Source organism: Acinetobacter lwoffii (assembly GCF_024129355.1).
GTDB classification, from domain to species: Bacteria; Pseudomonadota; Gammaproteobacteria; order Pseudomonadales; family Moraxellaceae; genus Acinetobacter; species Acinetobacter lwoffii_I.
This window is the reverse complement of record NZ_JAMXXP010000003.1, coordinates 52,169-71,182: the sequence shown is the minus strand read 5'-3', so window position 1 is coordinate 71,182 and position 19,014 is coordinate 52,169. Positions and strand designations below refer to the sequence as shown.

Annotated in this window: 19 protein-coding genes; 9 read left to right on the top strand and 10 right to left on the bottom strand. The window is 44.6% G+C overall.

Annotation, left to right across the window (positions count from 1 at the left end):
* Window positions 1-13: 13 nt before the first annotated feature.
* From NI468_RS03065 to NI468_RS03050, 4 genes are all read left to right on the top strand, one after another.
* Window positions 14-544 (top strand): YaeQ family protein, encoded by a 531-nt coding sequence (locus NI468_RS03065; RefSeq protein ID WP_026056583.1) that lies wholly within the window; start codon window positions 14-16, stop codon window positions 542-544.
* Window positions 545-629: 85 nt separating this feature from the next.
* Window positions 630-1,253 (top strand): MgtC/SapB family protein, encoded by a 624-nt coding sequence (locus NI468_RS03060; protein WP_224215651.1) that lies wholly within the window; start codon window positions 630-632, stop codon window positions 1,251-1,253.
* An 85-nt stretch (window positions 1,254-1,338) separates the two neighbouring features.
* Window positions 1,339-1,677, top strand: coding sequence for an FKBP-type peptidyl-prolyl cis-trans isomerase (locus NI468_RS03055; protein WP_004280661.1), 339 nt, complete (start codon window positions 1,339-1,341; stop codon window positions 1,675-1,677).
* 241 nt (window positions 1,678-1,918) lie between these two features.
* Window positions 1,919-3,730 carry a sensor domain-containing diguanylate cyclase gene (locus NI468_RS03050; RefSeq protein ID WP_253099857.1) on the top strand — a complete coding sequence of 604 codons (1,812 nt, stop codon included), beginning with the start codon at window positions 1,919-1,921 and terminating at the stop codon, window positions 3,728-3,730.
* Here NI468_RS03050 and NI468_RS03045 read toward each other — a convergent pair.
* Window positions 3,727-4,194, bottom strand: a complete 468-nt coding sequence (locus NI468_RS03045) for a GNAT family N-acetyltransferase (RefSeq protein ID WP_195725697.1) — start codon at window positions 4,192-4,194, stop codon at window positions 3,727-3,729. The two genes, NI468_RS03050 and NI468_RS03045, sit on opposite strands and share 4 nt — an antisense overlap.
* A gap of 371 nt (window positions 4,195-4,565) precedes the next feature.
* Between NI468_RS03045 and NI468_RS03040 the strand changes: the two genes are divergently transcribed.
* The 3 genes from NI468_RS03040 (at window position 4,566) to NI468_RS03030 (ending at window position 6,233) form a co-directional block, all read left to right on the top strand.
* On the top strand, window positions 4,566-5,051 hold the full coding sequence (locus tag NI468_RS03040; RefSeq protein WP_253099854.1) for a hypothetical protein: 486 nt from the start codon (window positions 4,566-4,568) through the stop codon (window positions 5,049-5,051).
* Window positions 5,052-5,310: 259 nt separating this feature from the next.
* The gene (locus NI468_RS03035; protein ID WP_253099851.1) at window positions 5,311-5,586 is read left to right on the top strand and encodes a hypothetical protein; all 276 of its coding nucleotides are present in this window, start codon (window positions 5,311-5,313) and stop codon (window positions 5,584-5,586) included.
* A 149-nt stretch (window positions 5,587-5,735) separates the two neighbouring features.
* Window positions 5,736-6,233 (top strand): DUF2505 family protein, encoded by a 498-nt coding sequence (locus tag NI468_RS03030; protein WP_004280652.1) that lies wholly within the window; start codon window positions 5,736-5,738, stop codon window positions 6,231-6,233.
* A 120-nt stretch (window positions 6,234-6,353) separates the two neighbouring features.
* On the opposite strand, the gene NI468_RS03025 is transcribed toward NI468_RS03030, so the two are convergent.
* The 9 genes from NI468_RS03025 to sdsA all read right to left on the bottom strand — a co-directional run bounded on the left by NI468_RS03025 (window position 6,354) and on the right by sdsA (window position 17,893).
* On the bottom strand, window positions 6,354-7,028 hold the full coding sequence (locus NI468_RS03025; RefSeq protein WP_138743321.1) for a DUF1345 domain-containing protein: 675 nt from the start codon (window positions 7,026-7,028) through the stop codon (window positions 6,354-6,356).
* Window positions 7,029-7,260: 232 nt separating this feature from the next.
* Window positions 7,261-7,689: a YbjQ family protein gene (locus tag NI468_RS03020; RefSeq protein WP_253099848.1), complete on the bottom strand. Its 429-nt coding sequence runs from the start codon at window positions 7,687-7,689 to the stop codon at window positions 7,261-7,263.
* A 3-nt stretch (window positions 7,690-7,692) separates the two neighbouring features.
* Entirely contained in the window at window positions 7,693-8,049 is a 357-nt protein-coding gene (locus tag NI468_RS03015; RefSeq protein WP_005104015.1) for a YbjQ family protein, read from the bottom strand.
* A 107-nt stretch (window positions 8,050-8,156) separates the two neighbouring features.
* Window positions 8,157-9,623: a multidrug efflux RND transporter AdeIJK outer membrane channel subunit AdeK gene (gene adeK / locus NI468_RS03010; protein ID WP_253099844.1), complete on the bottom strand. Its 1,467-nt coding sequence runs from the start codon at window positions 9,621-9,623 to the stop codon at window positions 8,157-8,159.
* The gene (locus NI468_RS03005) at window positions 9,623-12,799 is read right to left on the bottom strand and encodes an efflux RND transporter permease subunit (RefSeq protein ID WP_253099841.1); all 3,177 of its coding nucleotides are present in this window, start codon (window positions 12,797-12,799) and stop codon (window positions 9,623-9,625) included. The genes adeK and NI468_RS03005 overlap by 1 nt, the downstream gene beginning before the upstream one ends.
* Before the next feature lie 13 nt (window positions 12,800-12,812).
* The gene (locus NI468_RS03000; RefSeq protein WP_180037086.1) at window positions 12,813-14,060 is read right to left on the bottom strand and encodes an efflux RND transporter periplasmic adaptor subunit; all 1,248 of its coding nucleotides are present in this window, start codon (window positions 14,058-14,060) and stop codon (window positions 12,813-12,815) included.
* Window positions 14,061-14,096: 36 nt separating this feature from the next.
* Window positions 14,097-14,699, bottom strand: coding sequence for a phosphatase PAP2 family protein (locus NI468_RS02995; protein ID WP_253099838.1), 603 nt, complete (start codon window positions 14,697-14,699; stop codon window positions 14,097-14,099).
* Window positions 14,700-14,851: 152 nt separating this feature from the next.
* Window positions 14,852-16,900, bottom strand: coding sequence for a site-specific recombinase (locus NI468_RS02990; protein WP_253099835.1), 2,049 nt, complete (start codon window positions 16,898-16,900; stop codon window positions 14,852-14,854).
* A gap of 15 nt (window positions 16,901-16,915) precedes the next feature.
* On the bottom strand, window positions 16,916-17,893 hold the full coding sequence (gene sdsA, locus NI468_RS02985) for an All-trans-nonaprenyl-diphosphate synthase (RefSeq protein ID WP_004280641.1): 978 nt from the start codon (window positions 17,891-17,893) through the stop codon (window positions 16,916-16,918).
* 444 nt (window positions 17,894-18,337) lie between these two features.
* On the opposite strand from sdsA, the gene rplU reads away from it, so the two are divergent.
* Together rplU and rpmA are read left to right on the top strand one after the other, a co-directional pair.
* Complete coding sequence (gene rplU, locus NI468_RS02980) at window positions 18,338-18,649, top strand: 50S ribosomal protein L21 (RefSeq protein ID WP_004280640.1); 312 nt, start codon at window positions 18,338-18,340, stop codon at window positions 18,647-18,649.
* Between the two features lie 19 nt (window positions 18,650-18,668).
* Window positions 18,669-18,923 carry a 50S ribosomal protein L27 gene (gene rpmA / locus NI468_RS02975; RefSeq protein ID WP_004280639.1) on the top strand — a complete coding sequence of 85 codons (255 nt, stop codon included), beginning with the start codon at window positions 18,669-18,671 and terminating at the stop codon, window positions 18,921-18,923.
* Window positions 18,924-19,014 lie beyond the last annotated feature (91 nt).

Genomic DNA, 19,014 nt, shown 5'->3' with positions numbered 1-19,014 from the left:
TGAGGATTATGTGATGGCGTTAAAAGCGACGATTTATAAGGTTGATTTGAATATTGCGGACATGGATACGCATCGTTATGCAGACTATCAGCTGACGATGGCGCTGCATCCTTCAGAAACCATTGAACGCTTGATGGTGCGTATTTTGGCCTATGCACGCTATGCCGATGAAGCGCTGGAATTTACCAAGGATCTTTTTGAAACCGATGAACCGGCACTCTGGGAAAAAGATCTGACCGGTCAACTGGTCAAATGGATTGAAGTCGGTAGCCCGGATGAAGATAAAGTCAAAAAGGCCAGTGCGCGTTGCAAGCAGGTCGCAGTTGTCACCTATGGTTCTGCGGTGGATGAATGGTATAAGCGCAGCAGCAAATTAAAAACCTTAAAAAATGTGGAAGTGTGGAAGTTATCTACCGCAACCACCGACGCATTGCCACAATTATGCGAACGCACCATGCAGTTACAGCTCAATGTGATGGATGGTGAATGGACCTTGATCGGTGATCAGGGCCAGGTGCTGGTGGAGTGGGAACAGTTACAATAAGGCCAAATAAGGATGCAAGTCTGGACTTGTATCCTGTAGCTCAAATTGCGTATATCTGAGGGATAAGAATACGCAGGGCTGCACCATGTACCATGAACTTTATGATTTACTGCTGGCTGTCGCGATCGGCGCAATTATTGGTGCAGAGCGTGAGTATCATAGTAAATCTGCCGGACTGCGTACCATGATTATGGTCAGTCTGAGTTCCTGTTTATTTACCATTATCTCCCTGAAAATAGGCGTGGCCAATCCTGACCGGCTGGCCGCCAATGTCTTGACTGGACTGGGTTTTCTAGGTGCTGGTGTTATCCTGAAAGATGATAACCGTATTTCCGGGATTACCACCGCGACCACCATCTGGATGACAGCTGCACTCGGCATGGCAGTCGGTGCTGGCTATGAACTCTTAAGTATTTGGGCTACTTTTATTGTCATGGCGGTGCTGGTTCTATTAATGTATGTTCAGCGTGGCATTGAATCTCTGAATCAGGAACGCAGCTATGAAATCGTCTGCCCATTCGATCAGAATGATTCCGATCACTACGAAATGTTATTTAAACGTTATCAGTTAAAAGTGGTGCATTCCTCACAAAAAAAAATTGATCAACAGATTGTCGGACGCTGGATTCTGATGGGATCGGCCAAGAATCATCAAGAATTAACCCAGTATTTACTCAATGATAAGAATATTCAGGAACTCAGCTTTTAACCCATCAATGGCCCAGACTTAAAAATATAGAGCATTCCAGTTTATACTGAGCTTTGAATTTTATGCTCCTCTCAGGTAAATAACCATGATCAACGAACTTGAAATTATTGATTTAAAAGTAGGCGAAGGTAAAGAAGCGGTGAAAGGTGCCTTAATTACCACGCACTATACTGGCTGGCTGGAAGATGGAACCAAGTTTGACTCTTCTATTGACCGCGGTAATTATTTTGAAACTGTTATTGGTACCGGTCGTGTGATCAAAGGTTGGGATCAGGGTATTCTGGGAATGAAAGTTGGCGGTAAGCGTAAACTGATGGTGCCTGCACATTTGGCCTATGGCGAACGCAAAATGGGTAAAGTCATTCCGGCCAATTCCAACCTGATTTTTGAAATTGAATTGTTTGACGTAAAAACACGTGATTAAAATGATTTAACTGGCTGAATATAAAATATATTTTTTATTCAAAAATGTATGATGGTTCTGGTACAGTCGCTTCAAAATAGACTGTGCCGGAGACGCTACAAAAAACATCTAAAAAGATTTGAAATCAAAAATATTCCTTGTAGATTATAAGAATAATAAAGAATTATTTTGAGATATAACGTATTTGCATAACTTGATAAGGAATGTCTGTTTTTTCGTATTTGTCTGTGCCTTGAGCTGGATGACTTGCATCATAAGTTCAGCAATCGCTCAGGATGAACTCCCTTCGCCGTCATTTCAGCAGCAATCTCACGACCATATTACTGAAGTTCATTTTACCGAACATAGTACGAGTCCTTTGCAGGGAAAATGGCTGTTTTATCCGAGTCAGTTTATTGTTCAGCCCAGCCCCGTACTCCAGTCAAAAACAGTTGAATTGCCAGCCTCTTTTAAAACTCTAGCGGGTTCAAACTCTGGCTACGGTACCTTTATTGGTTATTTTAAAATTCCGAAAGAATTTCTCGGGCGACGCATCGCGATTCGGATTCCAACCCAATACGGCGCCTATCGGGTATATGTCAATGGACAGTTTATTGTCCGGCTTGGGCAAATCAGTAAAACACCTGAACAGCAGATCACTGAAAAAGCCCCCCGGATTGGCTATTTCGTTGCAGACAGTGAATACATTACCTTAAGCATTCAGGCCTCGAATTACACTCATTTGCATGGAGGGCTGGAACGCCCAATGCAGATTGGGGTCGCAGGTACAGTCAATCGTCAATTCCAGCAGTTGATGATGAGTATTGCCATGGCCTGTGGCGCAGTACTCGGGGTGGGTGTTTTCAATATCCTGTTTTCAATATTTCGAGGATCGAAAGAGCGTAATAGCAAAAGCATTTTTGTGTTTGGCTGTTTTATTATCTTTCTGGCCCTGCATAACCTGTTTTCAGCGCCCTATGCCTATTCGGTATTTACCAATATCGACTGGTTATGGGGAACACGTTTAGAGTATCTGTTTACGTTTCTGGCGGTATTATTTTTCCTCAGTTATATGCATCTGTTTAATCAGCGCTATTTAAAACCGCTGATTTATTATATTGCGATCGTCTTATTGATTTTGAATATCAGTGTGACGCTATTTTCTACCCCCGAGTTATTTGAACGTCTTGCGCTCTATAGTGCGATTTATGGTCTGGTGATTATTGGGAATTTTATGTACGGGTTTTATCAGACCCTACGTGATAAGCAACCGTATTCACGCCTGAATCTGTTTGCCATTATTTTCTTGTGTCTGACATTTTTAAATGACTATCTCTTGCTGATTAATGTTATTCAAACCACACATTTGTCTTTCATTTCCACCAGTTTATATGCCTTGTTGATTATGTTTCAGCAGTCCAGACATTATGCACATCAAACTTATGAGACTGAACAGCTAAACCTGAACCTGATCGCGCTCAATAATTCGCTTGATCAAAAAGTCAAAGAACGCACTCAGCAGCTGCGTGAAGTGAATGCCAAACTGGAACAGCAGATGAATATTGATGCATTGACCGGGGCTTTTAACCGGCGTGCCTTAAATCATGAAATCCAGCAGCAGTTTTTACAAACCCAACAACAGCCGCAACATACCTTGATTTTTGCCATGCTCGATGTCGATTTTTTTAAAAACTATAATGACTACTATGGTCACTTAAAAGGCGATGAAATCCTGAAAAATCTGGTCAGGATTATTCAAGGCACTTTGCCACCGTCTGGCTATCTGGCACGTTATGGTGGTGAAGAGTTTGCGATTCTGCTCACTGGAATGCCGGTTCAAACTGCCCTTAAAAATCTGGAAAATGTGTTAAACCAGATTCGGGAACAGCGTATGCAACATCTGAATCGGCCAGATGAAAAAGATTATGTTACGGTTAGTATGGGCGCGGCCTGGGTTGAACAAAAACATGGCTATGCAGATATTCATGAATTGATGAAAGCGGCAGATGTGCAGCTCTACGCCGCCAAACAGGCAGGACGTGATCAGTTGAAAATTGAAAAAGAGGCCGATTAAAAAACATATTTATACAGATAACGCGATTCATCTTCTGACTCGGCAGAATGGGGATGAAAGCCGCAGTGTTGATAATAACTTAAGGCAGTTTGAGTAGACTGTATTTCAATCTGATGAATTTTTTTCTTTAATAAAGCGCGATGCATTTGATGAAATAACTCGGTGCCAAACCCCAGCCTTTGGCAGTGTTGGGCCACATAATGCATCCGGATTTCTCCAGCATCACTGACCAATAAGAACCCGACGACCTTGTCATAGATGAGATAAACCCAGCAATCGTTATACAGCATATCGACAATCAGGCTGGCATGATCAAATTTTTCTAGCCAGGTTTGAATTTTGCTTTCTTCACGCTGATGATCCAGTACACAGGACTGAATGCTGTCATGAATGACCTGAATAATTTGAGGTATATCTTCGACCCTCCCTTCACGAATCATAATATTATTCATTTTCTCGAACATTTATAGGGAAGGTTTATTTGATAAAAAAGAAGAGGGTAAAAAACAGAACAATATTGTAGTTTTTTGAGAATCTTTGCTGTGATTTATTAATGTGAAGATTGGTTCTGTTGATGATTTGTCCTGTTTGTTTATCTCAAGTTCTTGAATCTCATTACCGAGTTAAAAATAAAAAATCAAAGTAAATCAATTTTTGAATAAATCGAAGTTCGAATCTAGGCACAAATGAGCAAGCAGAGGAGATAAATAGTAAAAATATGCCTCAAGTTTGCACTGTATAAAAAATAGACGTATGCTGAGTCAAAAGGGACTATTCAAATGAATCTTGATCCTATAACCATAAAAATAAAATTAGTCACATGAGATCATCAACCATGCTGAAATTACTGCTGTTGTTATGTGTTTTATTCATGTTGAATGCTGCCTGGATCGTAGGCAGAAAGATCTATAAAGCTCAGCGCCATCTGGCGCGTCAGCGACCAGAAAAACCGGCACAGATTTCCAGCATGACAGAGCAAGAGATCATCGAACAAGAGCAGCAAGTACATCTGGTGGATGCTTATGAACTGGAACTGTTTGATGATGTGGCACAGCGATTCTTTCAACGGCAGGTGCATATTGAGAATCGGGCACAGGCCGAACAGTTACAGCAAGAACTATTACAAAAAATGCCAATGCATAGTGGCACCCAGATTCGTCAGATGGATTTAGGCGAATGGTCTATTTTCTGGAATTTTTATGATCAGTCACTGGAATATTATGTCGGTCGCTATGGCGTATTCTATGCACATGTCGACCGTTTTGGAGAAGAGCACCGGCATGAAATTCGCAGGGAACTTTTGCATTCTGACTGTGCTTAGAACACCACTTTCAGTCATTCTGTACGATTGAAGATCTCAGACTACGTACTTAAGCCATTGCAATTCAGAAAAGGTATCTCATGCCTTAGCTCAGATTTTTTCTGCCGCTTGGCGGAAATAGCCCATATAATTTATCTCCTTTAAGCCATAATCTTGTGCTAGAAAAACATCAAAACTCGAGAGTCGTATCCTTGAAATAGTCATTTAAAATGTACGAAGTCTGGCGAGCAATGATCCGGACTAAAAAGGCAGGAGCGCTATGATCATTGATTTTCATCAAGCAAAATTACAGAAGTTTATTGCTCTGGCGATGAAGATCGAAGCTGAGCCTGAACTGTATTTGCAGTTTGATTCGGTCTCGGATTTTTATAAGGTTGACTGGTTGCAGGATTTTCCGGTTGGTACAGAATACTATATTTCCGGTCTAGATGATGGTGCCGATGAGTTTCATGCCGTGATTTATTATGGCGAAGCGCAGCTACAGATCAGCTGTGGACAGGCACAGCTTTCAGTAAAACTATGTTGCAAACATTGACCGGGCTGCCGGAATTTCCCGATAAAAGAATAATGACATCCGCTATAAAGTTGATATAAATTGCAGAGTCATCTCTGTATTTGATTTTTATTCGCATTGGTCGGGAGTGGCATAGGCGAATATCGTAATAAAAATAAGGAAAAATTAGCATGGCACATCAGTTCACCGTGAAAGCAATTATCAATGGCGTGTCTATTGATGAATTTAAGCGTTTGGCCAATGATATTCGTTTGCATGAGGCAGTTTGCCATCGAATTCCTGCGCAAAACTTGGAAATTCTGGTTTCGGAAAAGCAGGGGCATATGTATACCCTGAAACGCGCTTATAATCTGGATGTTAATATTCCGGATATCGCAAAAAAATTACTCAAAGATGCATTCCGTTTGCAGCGTACCGATGTCAGCGATCTGAATGAAATGACTTCGACGGTACAACTCGGTGCGAACTTGCCGATCGAGGCCATCTGTCAGCGTGCAGTCACTGGAGATGAAGACCAGATCCAGTTTCAGTTAAACTGGACAGTCAAAGTCAAAGTGCCTTTGCTCGGTGGCATGCTAGAAAAGCATGCGGAAGGTGAGATTCGTAAATTTAGTGAAATTGAACTCAGCATCGTCGAAGATGAATTGCGTAAAGGTCTCACCGCTTGAAGCAATCAAATAGTGTGATCGACCTAATTTAAAAACTGATTAGGTAGACGCTGGGTAGTGGTAGCTAATTGGGCGGTAGATCTCTATTTTCAGGGCACTGCCACTATCCAAAAAACTTTTTTAAGTACTGATAAAGTTTGCCGTCACGTTAATACTGATGGCCAGAATGGTGGTATTGAATCCGTAAGCCAAAAGCAAATGTAGGGTATTCAAGACTCGCATGGATTGGCAAGTAATGGATACATCTGCAGTTTGCGCAGAAGTCCCGATAATATAACTAAAATATAGAAAGTCCGGATAAGTCGGTCTGGTGGTATTGGGGAAATCCAGTCCACCTTGTTGCTGTTTGTCGAGCGCCAAATAAAAGTCATGTGCATAATGAATTGCAAAAATCGTATGCATCAAGAACCAGGCTGAAATAATGGTCAGAACTGACAAGATTAAATGACCGGTTCGGATGGTGGTATCTTTGGGTAAGTGATTAATTTCAATAATAATCGCTATAAAACACATGATCAGGGTGATGATCACCAGAAACAGAATGATCCATTTGCTGGCATCCTGTTGCATGGCGCGTTGCAGAATATGAGCATGATCAATACGCCAGAGTTTTTTTATGGTCAATAATAAATAAGCGTAAATCGCGATATTCCAGCTGATCAAGAGGCAGCTTGACCAGCTCAAAGGGGTGACTGTCTGTAAAACCAGATAAAATCCAATGATGGCTGGGAAAATAATAAAGAAATACAGACGGGATTGAAGTGCCGTTTTTATAGATTGAAGAAGCTGCATCATGCCATTTATATTTGTTTTGCTGACTTCTCAAGATCCTAACACAGAACCGTTTGCAATAAAGAAGATTGCAACGGCCTGAGTAGCAGCCTTAGTTATTTCCTCTACGACATTTCATCCTAAAGGTGTCGAACTGATTCGAGTTGAGTAATTTGACTGCGCGGATCACGCAGCAGGCGTGATCATCTCAATAAATTTTTTTCTGAACCGAGGTTTAGATCGATTGAGCAGGTTGTTAGATTGCAGTGCCATAAGCAAAGACTTCTACCATGCCACCTTGCATACCGAGTTCTGTGGTGCTGAGCCGAATGCCCATAATCTGAGTCGCACCGATTTTTTCGGCCTCGAGTTTTAATCGCACAATTGCTTCACGTCGTGCGCGTTCTACTACACTTTCATAGCTGGTCAGACGGCCACCGAGCATATTCTGCACATTGGCAATCGCATATTTAAAATAATCATGAGAAATGACCACATTGCTGCTGATCATCTGTCCGGAATATTCAGACACAGCGAAGCGGCTATTGTTCATCCGGATATATGCCAGGCGTTGTTCCTGTTCATCCAGATAACGAAAATGTTTACGTTCGTTATAACGACCAAAGCCGAAACCGACACTAAACAGAATGGCAAAAATGATGATCTGGAGAATTAAACCATCCATGTTTTAATCTGCCTGCGGAAAAGGGTCGGGCAATTTTGGCATGATCGGATCAACCACTACGGCTGTCCCATAAACAAAGAGTTCAGAAGCACCTTGGGCAATATTAGAGGTCGAGAAACGTATGCCGACAATTGCATTGGCACCCATGCTGCGGGCTTTTTCAATCATGCGGTTCATGGCTTCCTGACGGGATTCTTCCAGCAGTTCAGTATAGGCGGTAAGCTCACCACCGACAATATTTTTCAGGCCGGCCAGTAAGTCACGTCCGACATGTTTGCTGCGTACGGTACTGCCATACACCACATCAATTTGCTGGCGAATGGTATGTCCCGGTACAGATTCCAGATTGCTAAGTAACATGTGCATGTTTTCTAAATAAATCGCTAGTCTATGACAATAGGAAAACTCCCTTGAAAATGCAATAAAAAAAGCCCACTGAAGTGAGCTTTTCTTGATCTATCTGGAATTTATTGCGCTGGTTGTTCTGCCGCACGGCGCTGTTCAGACACAGACGGTGTGTTCAGCAAGATATCCGTCGTGTTGACTTTCAAGCCGCCACCCAGGGTTTTGTAGACTTCAACCTGATTGTTCAGATTGGCCTGTTCAAGCAATAACAAACCTTGTTCTGCTGCATAAGACGCACGCTGTGCATCCAGTACAGTCAGATAGCTGTCAATCCCGGCGCGGAAACGTGCCTGCGACAAGCGATAGGTGGTGTTGGTTGCTTCGACCAGACGGCGCTGAGCTGCAAGACGATCACCAATATTCTGACGTACCGCCAAAGCATCATTCACTTCACGGAAAGCAGTCTGAATCGACTTTTCGTAATCTGACAAGGCAATTTGCTGATCGGTTTCAGAAATACGGATATTGGCCTGACGGGTGCCCCAATCAAAAATTGGAATATCCAGACTCGGACCAAATGACCAAGCAAAACTGCCCGACTTAAACAGGTCGCCTAAATCAGTAGAGGCATAACCTGCTGAACCAGTCAGACTAATTGTCGGGAACAGACGCGCACGTGCTGCCGCAATATTGGCACCTGCCGCAGATAGACGGTATTCAGCGGCACGGACATCTGGACGGTTAATTAATAGATCACTTGGCAAGCCTGAACCCAATGCAGTATTGGAAGTGATGCGGGTCACGCGTTGTGCTGGTAATAAATTCGCAGGCACTTGCTGACCGACCAGCAGGTTTAACAGGTTTTGTGCCTGTGCCACCTGAGTCCGGTAATTCGCAACATCATTACGTGCTGTTTCAACCGAAATTTGCGCCTGACGCACTGGAAGCTCGCTGTCGATCCCGACATCAAAACGTTTTTTGTTCAGATTAAAAGATTCAAGCTGAGCTTTCAGCGTTTGCTCAGCCAAAGCCAGATTGGCATTGGCAAACGAGTAGCTGAGCCAAGCCTGAGACACCTGACCAATTAAGGCAATTTGCGTCGCATCTCGAGCACTTTGGGTCGCCAGGAAACTATCCAGTGCATTGTCACGCAAGCTGCGGACACGTCCCCAAAAATCTAGTTCATACGCAGTTACACCCAGTCCGACATTATAAGTCGTCACTGCACCACGATTCTGGGAATTCATGGTGTCCTGGCGCAATACGCTACCACTGGCACCAATCGTCGGTAACTGGTTGTTTTCAGTAATCTGATACTGTTGCTGAGCTCGTTGAATATTGAGGGCAGCAATACGCAAATCACGGTTATTGTTTAATGCCAGATCCAACACCTGTAACAGGCGCTGATCGGCAAAAAAGTTTTTATAACCCTGTTCTGCTACAGAAGTACCAGACGCATTGGTATAGCTGCTCGGGATATCTGCCTGCGCAACCGGCTCTGGACTGCGCATGCTTTGACAGGCCGTCAAAGCAAGCGCAAGGGCAGATACCGCAATGCTACGACCTGTAATAGACCATACATTTTGCATTACGACTTATACTCCTGATTTTGTTGTTTTGGTTTGTATTTAAAGACACTTCGAATCCACACGTAGAATACCGGGATAAAGAAGATACCTAACAAGGTCGAGCTGATCACGCCGCCAAGTACACCATAACCGACTGAGTGCTGGCTACCTGCACCCGCACCTGAAGCCAGAGCAAGCGGTAATACACCAAAACCAAAGGCCAATGTGGTCATGATAATTGGACGTAAACGCATTTTTGCCGCATGCAAGGTCGCTTCAAATAACTCTTCACCTTGTTCCTGCAATTCTTTCGCAAACTCGACAATCAAGATCGCGTTTTTCGCAGAAAGACCAATTACGGCAATAATCGCCACCTGGAAGTAAATGTTATTCGACAGGTTCGGGTTTTGCAGCAGCACCATTCCACCAAAGGTGAGTAATAATGCACCCACAATACCCAATGGCACCACCAGTAGAACCGAGAACGGAATCGACCAGCTTTCATACAGGGCTGCCAGACACAGGAACACGATCAACAGTGAAAGCGCGTACAAGAATGGTGCTTGTGCGCCAGACTCACGTTCTTCCAGAGACAGACCAGTCCATTCATAGTCGAAACCTTGCAAGCCCATTTCTGGTAATTTCGCCACGATTTCTTCCATGGCCACCATTGCATCGCCCGAGCTGATACCCGGAGCAGGTGTACCCTGAATGTTCATGGACGATACGCCGTTATAACGCTCAAGACGTGGTGAACCGTAGGTCCATTCGCCTGTGGCAAACGCCGAGAATGGCACCATTTCACCGCGGTTATTACGCACATACCATTGGTCCAGATCTTCCGGCATCATCCGCGAGCCAGCTTCACCCTGAACATAGACTTTCTTGACACGACCGCGATCAATGAAGTCATTGATATACGAACCGCCCCAAGCAATACCCATGGTGCTGTTAATTTCAGCAACACTCACGCCCAATGCACCGGCTTGTGCATGATCGACAATGACACGGTACTGTGGAGTATCTTCCTGACCATTCGGACGCACACCAGCCAGACGCGAGTCTTGTGCTGCTAGACCGAGAATCGTATTACGTGCTGCCAGGAGCTGATCATGACTTTGACCACTTGCAGCTTTGAGCTGTAAGTTAAAGCCAGCCGACACACCCAGTTCAGGCATTGCAGGTAATTGCAGTGGCATGATGTAAGACGCATCTTTGACAATCATGTTCAGCGCCATACCACGTTGAATAATGGCACCGATTTGAGATTCCGGACTGTGACGCTCTGACCAGTCTTTCAGTTTAATAAATGCCAGACCTGCGTTTTGTCCCACACCCGTGAAGGAGAAACCTGCCACACTAAAGACGGATTCGACATGCTCTTTCTCGTTTTCCAAGAAATAGTTGGTCATGGTGCTGACCACTTTGTCGGTACGTTCCAAGGTTGCATTTGGCGGTAACTGAACCAGCGTCATGACCACGCCCTGGTCTTCATCCGGTAGGAACGAAGAAGGCAGTTTCTGGAACAACAGCACAATAATACCCAGTACCACGGCATACACCACACCTGAGAAAATCTTGCTGTGGGTCATGCGGTTGACGCCGCCCTGATATTTCACAGAGACCTTGTCAAAACTGCTATTAAACCAGCGGAAGAAACGCGCAAAAATACCATTACTTTCCGGCTTGTTCGGATCATGCTGTTTCAGCAGAGTCGCACACAGGGCAGGGGTAAAGGTTAAGGCAACCACCAGTGACAAGACCATCGCTGTGACCAGCGTAATCGAGAACTGGCGATAAATGACCCCGGTGGTTCCACCGAAGAAAGCCATTGGAACGAATACTGCCGACAGCACCGAGGTAATACCAATCAATGCGCCAGAAATCTGTTTCATCGATTTTTCAGTTGCAGCCACCGGATCGAGATGTTCTTCCACCATGACCCGTTCGACGTTCTCGACCACAACAATCGCGTCATCGACCAGAAGACCAATCGCCAATACCATGGCAAACATGGTCAGGGTATTAATCGAGAAGCCAAAGATGTTAATGACGGCAAAAGTACCCAATACGACGACTGGAACCGCCATGGTTGGAATGATGGTGGCACGCCAGTTCTGCAGAAACAGGAACATGACCAGGAACACCAGAATAATCGCTTCGATCAGGGTTTTAACTACACTCTTAATCGACAGTTCAATAAATGGTGTTGTATCAAACGCCAGTTGGTCGACCATGCCTTGCGGATAGTTCGGACGTAACTGTTTTAAGCGTTCTTCAACCGCTTGTGCGGTATCCAGGGCATTGGCGCCAGTCGCAAGCTTGATTGCTACACCACCAGTCGGTTTGCCATTAAATTTAGAATCAAACTGATAGTTATCTGCACCGAGTTCAACTCGTGCAACATCACCTAAGCGAACCTGCGCACCAGAAGTGGCATTTTTCAGGAAGATATTGCTGAACTGTTCCGGCGTTTGTAACAGACTTTGAGCCGTTACCGTCGCATTTAACACTTGTCCTTGAACTGCAGGCGCACCACCCAACTGACCTACGGCAACCTGTGCGTTTTGGGTACGGATTGCAGTGGCAATATCACTTGGCGTTACTTGCAGGCTTGCCATTTTGGCTGGATCCAGCCAGATGCGCATCGCATAAGAACCACCAAAGACCTGAACTTCACCGACCCCGGCCACACGGCTTAAAGGTTCAGCAATATTCGAATTAACATAGTCTTTGATGTCATCTGCAGTCAGGCTGCTATCAGGTGAATAGAATGCCAAAACTTGCAAGAAGCTTGCACCCGATTTGGTCACTCGCACACCCTGACGTTGTACATCTTCAGGCAACAGGGCAGTCGCAGACTGTAATTTGTTTTGAACCTGGACCTGTGCGATATCAGGATCGACACCCTGGTCAAAGTTCAAGGAAATAGACGAAGAACCATTACCCGCACTGTTAGACGAGATATAGCGCAAGCCATCCATACCGTTCATCTGCTGCTCGATGATCTGGGTCACTGTATTTTCAACAGTTTCAGCAGATGCACCCGGATAAGTCGCAGAAATGGTTACGGTTGGTGGTGCGATGGTTGGATATTGTGCAATCGGCATTTTACTGATGGTTAAAATACCCGCCAGCATAATCACCAATGCAATCACCCAAGCGAAAATCGGGCGATGAATAAAGAATTGAGCCATGAACCATTACTCCTTATGCATTTGCAGCAGGTTTTTGTTCAGGTTTCTCTTTAGCATCATCTGCCTTTTTCTCGCTGGCTGCAGGCTGTTGCGGTGCAGCAGCTTGAGGTTGATAAGGTTTTGGTACAACTTGCTGTTCAGGTTTTACTTTCGCAATACCATCTACAATCACTTTATCGCCTGGATTCAGACCTTCAGTCACAATCCAGTTGCTGCCTTGGGAACCAACGGTGGTCACTGGACGTGGCGTCACTTTATTGTCAGCACCGACCAGCATCGCCATTGCCTGACCTGTTGGGGTGCGGGTCAAAGCTGCTTGCGGAATCAGGAAAGCATTCGGTACTTCACCTTGTACGATTTGCGCAGTGGCAAACATACCTGGTAGAAGCAGGTGATTTTTGTTCGGGAATACTGCACGTAAAGTCACAGTACCTGTTTCAGGGTTCACGCTGGCATCGGAAAATGCAAGACGGCCTTCAACCGGGTAGATACTGCCATCTTCAAGCTTCAACTTGACTTTGGTGTTGTTCGAACTGTTCAAGCTGCCTTGATTAAGCTGTTGACGTAAACGTAAAAGCTCAGCACTTGACTGGTTGATATCTACATAGATTGGATCCAGACGCTGAATCGTCACCAATGGCTCTGGCTGATTCGCTGTCACCAAGGCACCCGCCGTCACAGACGAACGGTTGGTCTGGCCCGAAATCGGGGCACGTACAGTCGAATAGCCTAGATTGATTTCTGCATTACGCAAAGTTGCGCGATTGGCATTCAAATCAGCTTCAGCCAGTTTAACCTGTGCCGCGATGTCATCATATTCCTGTTTAGAAATGGCGTTGGTACCGACCAGTTGACGGTAACGGCCTTCCTTCACACGCAATACGCCCAGATTGGCTTCAGCACGGGCAATCGCTGCACGGGCATTATCTACTGTAGTGCGGTTGGTGCTTGAATCGATTTCATACAAGGCCTGACCTTCACGTACATAGCTGCCTTCCGTGAACAAGCGTTTAAGCACCACGCCACTGGCTTGTGGACGTACGTCTGAAATTTCAAATGCTGTTGTACGACCTGAGAGCTCTACAGACTGCTCTACACTTTGCGGTTGTGCTACAAGAACACCGACTTCAGTCGGTGGCATTTGTTGTTGAGCACCAGCTTGCTGGCCCTCTTTAGGATCTTTGCTACAACCAACAAGTGCAAGACTTGTTGCCAATGCGCAAGCAGTCAGGGCAGGTGCCCAAAGCTTTGCAGACATCATTATTCCACCTCTAATTAGATTTATATCTAAATTTTCTTATTTGTGAGCCGCGCAATATCTGATCCAGACCATATACCACAACGAAATCCAAATAAAACTGATACTCCAGCCGGATATGATATCTGAAGGAAAATGTACACCCAGATAAACTCTTGAGATCCCCATCATCAGCATCCATACCACTGCACCTATCACGATGAGGGTATAACGGGAATGTTGCCGATGGATGTAAATTGCCAGACAAGCCAGACAGGCCGCATATAGACTATGGGCACTTGGAAAGGAACTTCCAAAGCTTTCAACCAGATGCAAGGATTCTGGTGGTCGGGGTCGGGCAATTGCAAATTTCAACAGCCAAGCTAGGAGAATTCCTCCGATAATTCCGATACATATAAAAATTGCGTTTGTATACTTTTTATACCACAGCAAGGCAATACACCATAGCGTGGATAAAAATAATACAAATGGCATGCCACCTATTAGGGATAAGGACTGAGTAATTTGATTCCAAAACTCGGTGCGATACAGACTCATCCATTCCACAGCCCGCAAGTCGAGCTTGCTTAAAGCCGGAATATTCAGGATGAACACACTGAAAATTAAAAATAAAATACCGACAAAAAGTAACAAGTAATGCATGCCAAAAATCCTTGTCCTTTTAACCGTTCGCAAATCGGCCAATTGTCTGAAGCAAAGTGTACTTGTCAGTACACTTTTTTTCAAGTGTGCGTATTTTATGCGAATTCCATTTTTTTCGTAAGGAATTTGTTGCTAAATATACTGTAATTATCTCAGTTTTGAGTTTTTGTCGATGTATGATTTTCGTCAATTTCAATGCTTTGCTTGGGTGGCCAGAAGAAATCACTAGGTCGGGTCAGGAAGTGCGTCATGACCAGTTTTGCCAAAGGTTTCCACTGTTCAAAACGCACCCGGCGTGCGCGTAAGGCTACAATAATCGTCAGAGTGAAACTGACAAACAAGTTGGTCAGGCCAATGAGTAACACACCCAGAAAAGACACTACGATCAAGCCGATATCGGGACCATTGATCGTAATTAGACCCTGAATAAAGTTGGCAGAGGCAAAGGCGATATGGCGAATATCCAGTGGCAGACCGAGAATAAAACCAAGGGTACCCATACTGCCGAGCATGATCCCGAAAATAAAATTACCCGCCAGTGCACCCAGATTACGTTCAATATAGTCAGCAAAACGGTAAAGACGCTCTTGCCCCATCAGCTGCGATAAACGCACATGGGCTTTCAGTCGCGGGCCGACTTTGCGATAAACGGCCATATTGTCAAAATAACCGGCCAATAATCCGGACAGGAATAAACATACTCCGGCAATCGCTGCATGTGGAATCGCCAATGAAGTAAACGGATTCAGGTCATGCAGGGTTTTGGCAGCCTTGGCATGATTCATTAAAGGTTCATGCAGCGCAAAATCCCACAGCAGGGTAATCAATGCTGCTACGGGAATTGCAATAGAAATATTGCCCAAAATGGCGACAAACTGGGTGCGGATGATATTTACAATCAGCGCAGCCAGCTCGGCAATTTGAGCCATTTTCGAGCCTTTACGCTGCTGTACGGTAGCAGCCAGTGCAGCGGCAGTCATCGCCGGTTGTTTAGTTGCCACGGTAAAATGCAGCACATGAATCAGCATAAAACCTAGTGAATAGTTCATGCTATAGCTAAAGGCCTGCATCAAAGGGGCCATGGTGAGGCGTGTCATCAGAACTTTTAAGGTGGCCATCGTTGCGATGATGGCACCAGCCCCTGCAGCCGATTTATACATGGCCAGAAAGCCTTGCTTGTCGGTACTCACATAATGTTCACCAGTCTTGCTGGCATTTTCAGTTACCTGTAAAGCTAAAAGTTCACTATTGGTAGCCAGCAGGGCCCGCACACTGCGTTCACTATAAATTGCTTCAGTAATGTCCGCCATAAACAGGCCAATGGATTGATAACGCAGATCATCGTCATCCATAACCATATTCAGCAGAATCTCAACCCGTTCCAGACACTGTTCTAGCAGTGCCAGCATATAGGTCAGGCTGACACTGACGCCAGTCCGCTTGGTAGAACGGCGAATCTTGGCCACGACATCATGACATTGTTCCAGCATCACCAGCGCTTGTGAGGCATCCGGTGGGGTAATCGAATCGACCAGGGTGACTGTGTTATAACGTTTTTTATATTCCTGAATAAACTCGTTAATCTCACGATTCTGCACCAGAAAAGGAGATTCGTATTCCATCAGTTCAGGCTGGGCATTAATAAATTCAGGGTGCAGACCAATACCACTGATCCGGTACGACAAAATGGTCAGTGCCTTGATTAGCTGGTCTTTAATCCGGGTTTTTTCAGGTTGATTGGAATGTCCCTGATTCAGGACTGCAAATAAACGTTGCCAGTCATCTTCATCAAAATAGTCTAGCCAGTATTTATCAGTACGTTGATAAAAAACCTTGCGAAATAATTCCTGAAGTTGTTGATGGTCAGGAATCAGCGGCAAGACATGTGCACCAAGGCGCTGGTTTAGCTGGTTCCAGAATCCATCTAGAGACAAAATGCCGGTATCGGAAAACAGACCGGTCTGTTTATAGCGGTTAATGATCCGCAGGGTAAAGGTTTGAAGCGTGGCAACCGCATTCGGGGTGAGTAATAAAGCCCGGATAAATGCATTGAATTTCGCTTCGATCTCTTCGGTATTTCTGCTGTCTTCAGGTCTGATTCTTTCAACCAGTTCAATCAGAAGATTTTCATCCAGCACCGCCCGAGGTTGTTCAAGCTGGTGTTGCATGTTTTGAAAAAGATCTAGAAAATTAATATGCATAGGCGAGTTTAAAAGTTACTGAATTCGGTGTAGGGCCAGTTTGGCCAGATTAATCAGGGCCTGACGATATTCGGAGTCAGGTAATGCCTGTAAGGCATCAATTGCAATTTCAGTTTCTTCTGTAGCACGTTGACGGCAATAATCCAGCGCACCAGATTCATTGACAATTTGAATGACCTGTTCCAGATGTTCCGTACCGCCAGTCGCAATACTGCGACGGATGATTTCATGTTGCTCACCGGTGGTGTTTTTCAGTGCCGCAATCAATGGCAGGGTCGGTTTACCTTCCATGAGATCATCACCAATATTTTTGCCGAGCGTGTCCGCATCGGAGGTGTAATCTAAAATGTCATCAATAATCTGGAAAGCATTGCCGAAATGTCCGGCAAAGGTTTTTAAAGGCTGACGGAATTCATCTTTATCCGACAAAATGGCAGCACCTTCGGTGGCCAGTTCAAACAGGCGCGAAGTTTTGCCATGAATAATATTCAAATAAGTCGCTTCAGTGGTTTCCGGTTGATGCTGGGATTGTAGTTGCAGCACTTCACCTTCAGCAATTTCACAGGTACCGGTCGAAAAATCTTTGAGCAACACCATGTTGTTCAGATCGACCAGCAAATCAAAAGCACGTGAAATCAGAAAGTCACCGACTAAAACCGCAGTCTGGTTATTCCAGGTCGCATTGGCCGTCGGGCGGCCACGGCGCAGGCCAGACTCATCCACCACATCATCATGCACCAGTGTTGCGGTATGCAGCATCTCAATGATTGCAGCCAGTTTGCGGTGCGGTTCTAAATTTTCAGCACCACACGCCTTGGCGGCCAAAAGGCACATAATCGGGCGCATACGTTTGCCACCCGCTTCTACCACATGTTTGCTGACAGCCATCACTAATGCAACTTTTGAGGTAATTCCTTCATTAATGAATGTGTCCATCGCAGCAAAGTCGTTAGCAACAGGCGCGAGAATGTCTTGCTTAAAGTCGATGGTCATGTGAAAGAAAACCTCTAGTCTGGTAAATCGCTGGGCGTAGTTTAACAATTTATAACATGAGTGAAACCTAAGAAATGCATAAACTCCACTAAAAATCAGCTTTTTATAGATCTTATGTAGATTCGATCCATATTTCGAGCCATAAAAAATCAGGAAAGGTCAGGGCATCGCCCTATTCGTCAGGCTGAGTATATTAATCAAACTGGCCGGATTTCTGCTGTATTATTTTGTTGCTGAATATATCTTGAGTATTTGATTTGATAGAAATTATTTAATAGTTAAATAATTAGCGCATCCTGCTCATTATTATTTCAGTAAAATGGCTTGTTGTTTTTTTGAATATCCCTTAAAATCCTCGCCCTTAGATATCCCCCAGTGGCGTACGTCTTAAGTTCGATATATTCCTTTATCGGCACGACGACACGGGCTTGTTTGGAGTACATTATGTACGCAGTAATCCAAAGCGGTGGTAAACAGCACCGTGTAGTTGAGGGTGAAACCCTTAAAGTAGAATTATTGAAAGCTGAAACTGGCGCGACTATTACGTTTGATGACGTATTGATGCTTGTTAACGGTGAAAGCATTCAAATCGGTGCTCCAGTTGTTGCTGGTGCTACTGTAACTGCTGAAGTAGTTAGCCATGGTCGTCACGACAAAATCCGCATCATCAAAATGCGTCGTCGTAAACACTACCGTAAACAACAAGGTCACCGTCAATGGTTCACTGAGTTGAAAATTACAGCTATTTCAGGCTAATTACGAGGAGTAAATAGACATGGCAACTAAAAAAGCCGGTGGTTCGACTAAGAACGGTCGTGATTCGAATCCTAAGATGTTAGGTGTTAAAGTTTACGGTGGTCAAACTGTAACTGCAGGTAACATCATCGTTCGTCAACGTGGTACTGAATTCCACGCTGGTCAAAACGTTGGTATGGGTCGTGACCATACATTATTTGCTACTGCTGATGGCGTAGTAAAATTCGAAGTGAAAGGTCAATTCGGCCGTCGCTACGTATCTGTTGACGCGTAATTCGCTGAGATAGAAAAAAGCCCACAGTTATTGTGGGTTTTTTTATGCCTGAAAATTAATAGGCAGATTAAGCGACATTCCATAATGTAAA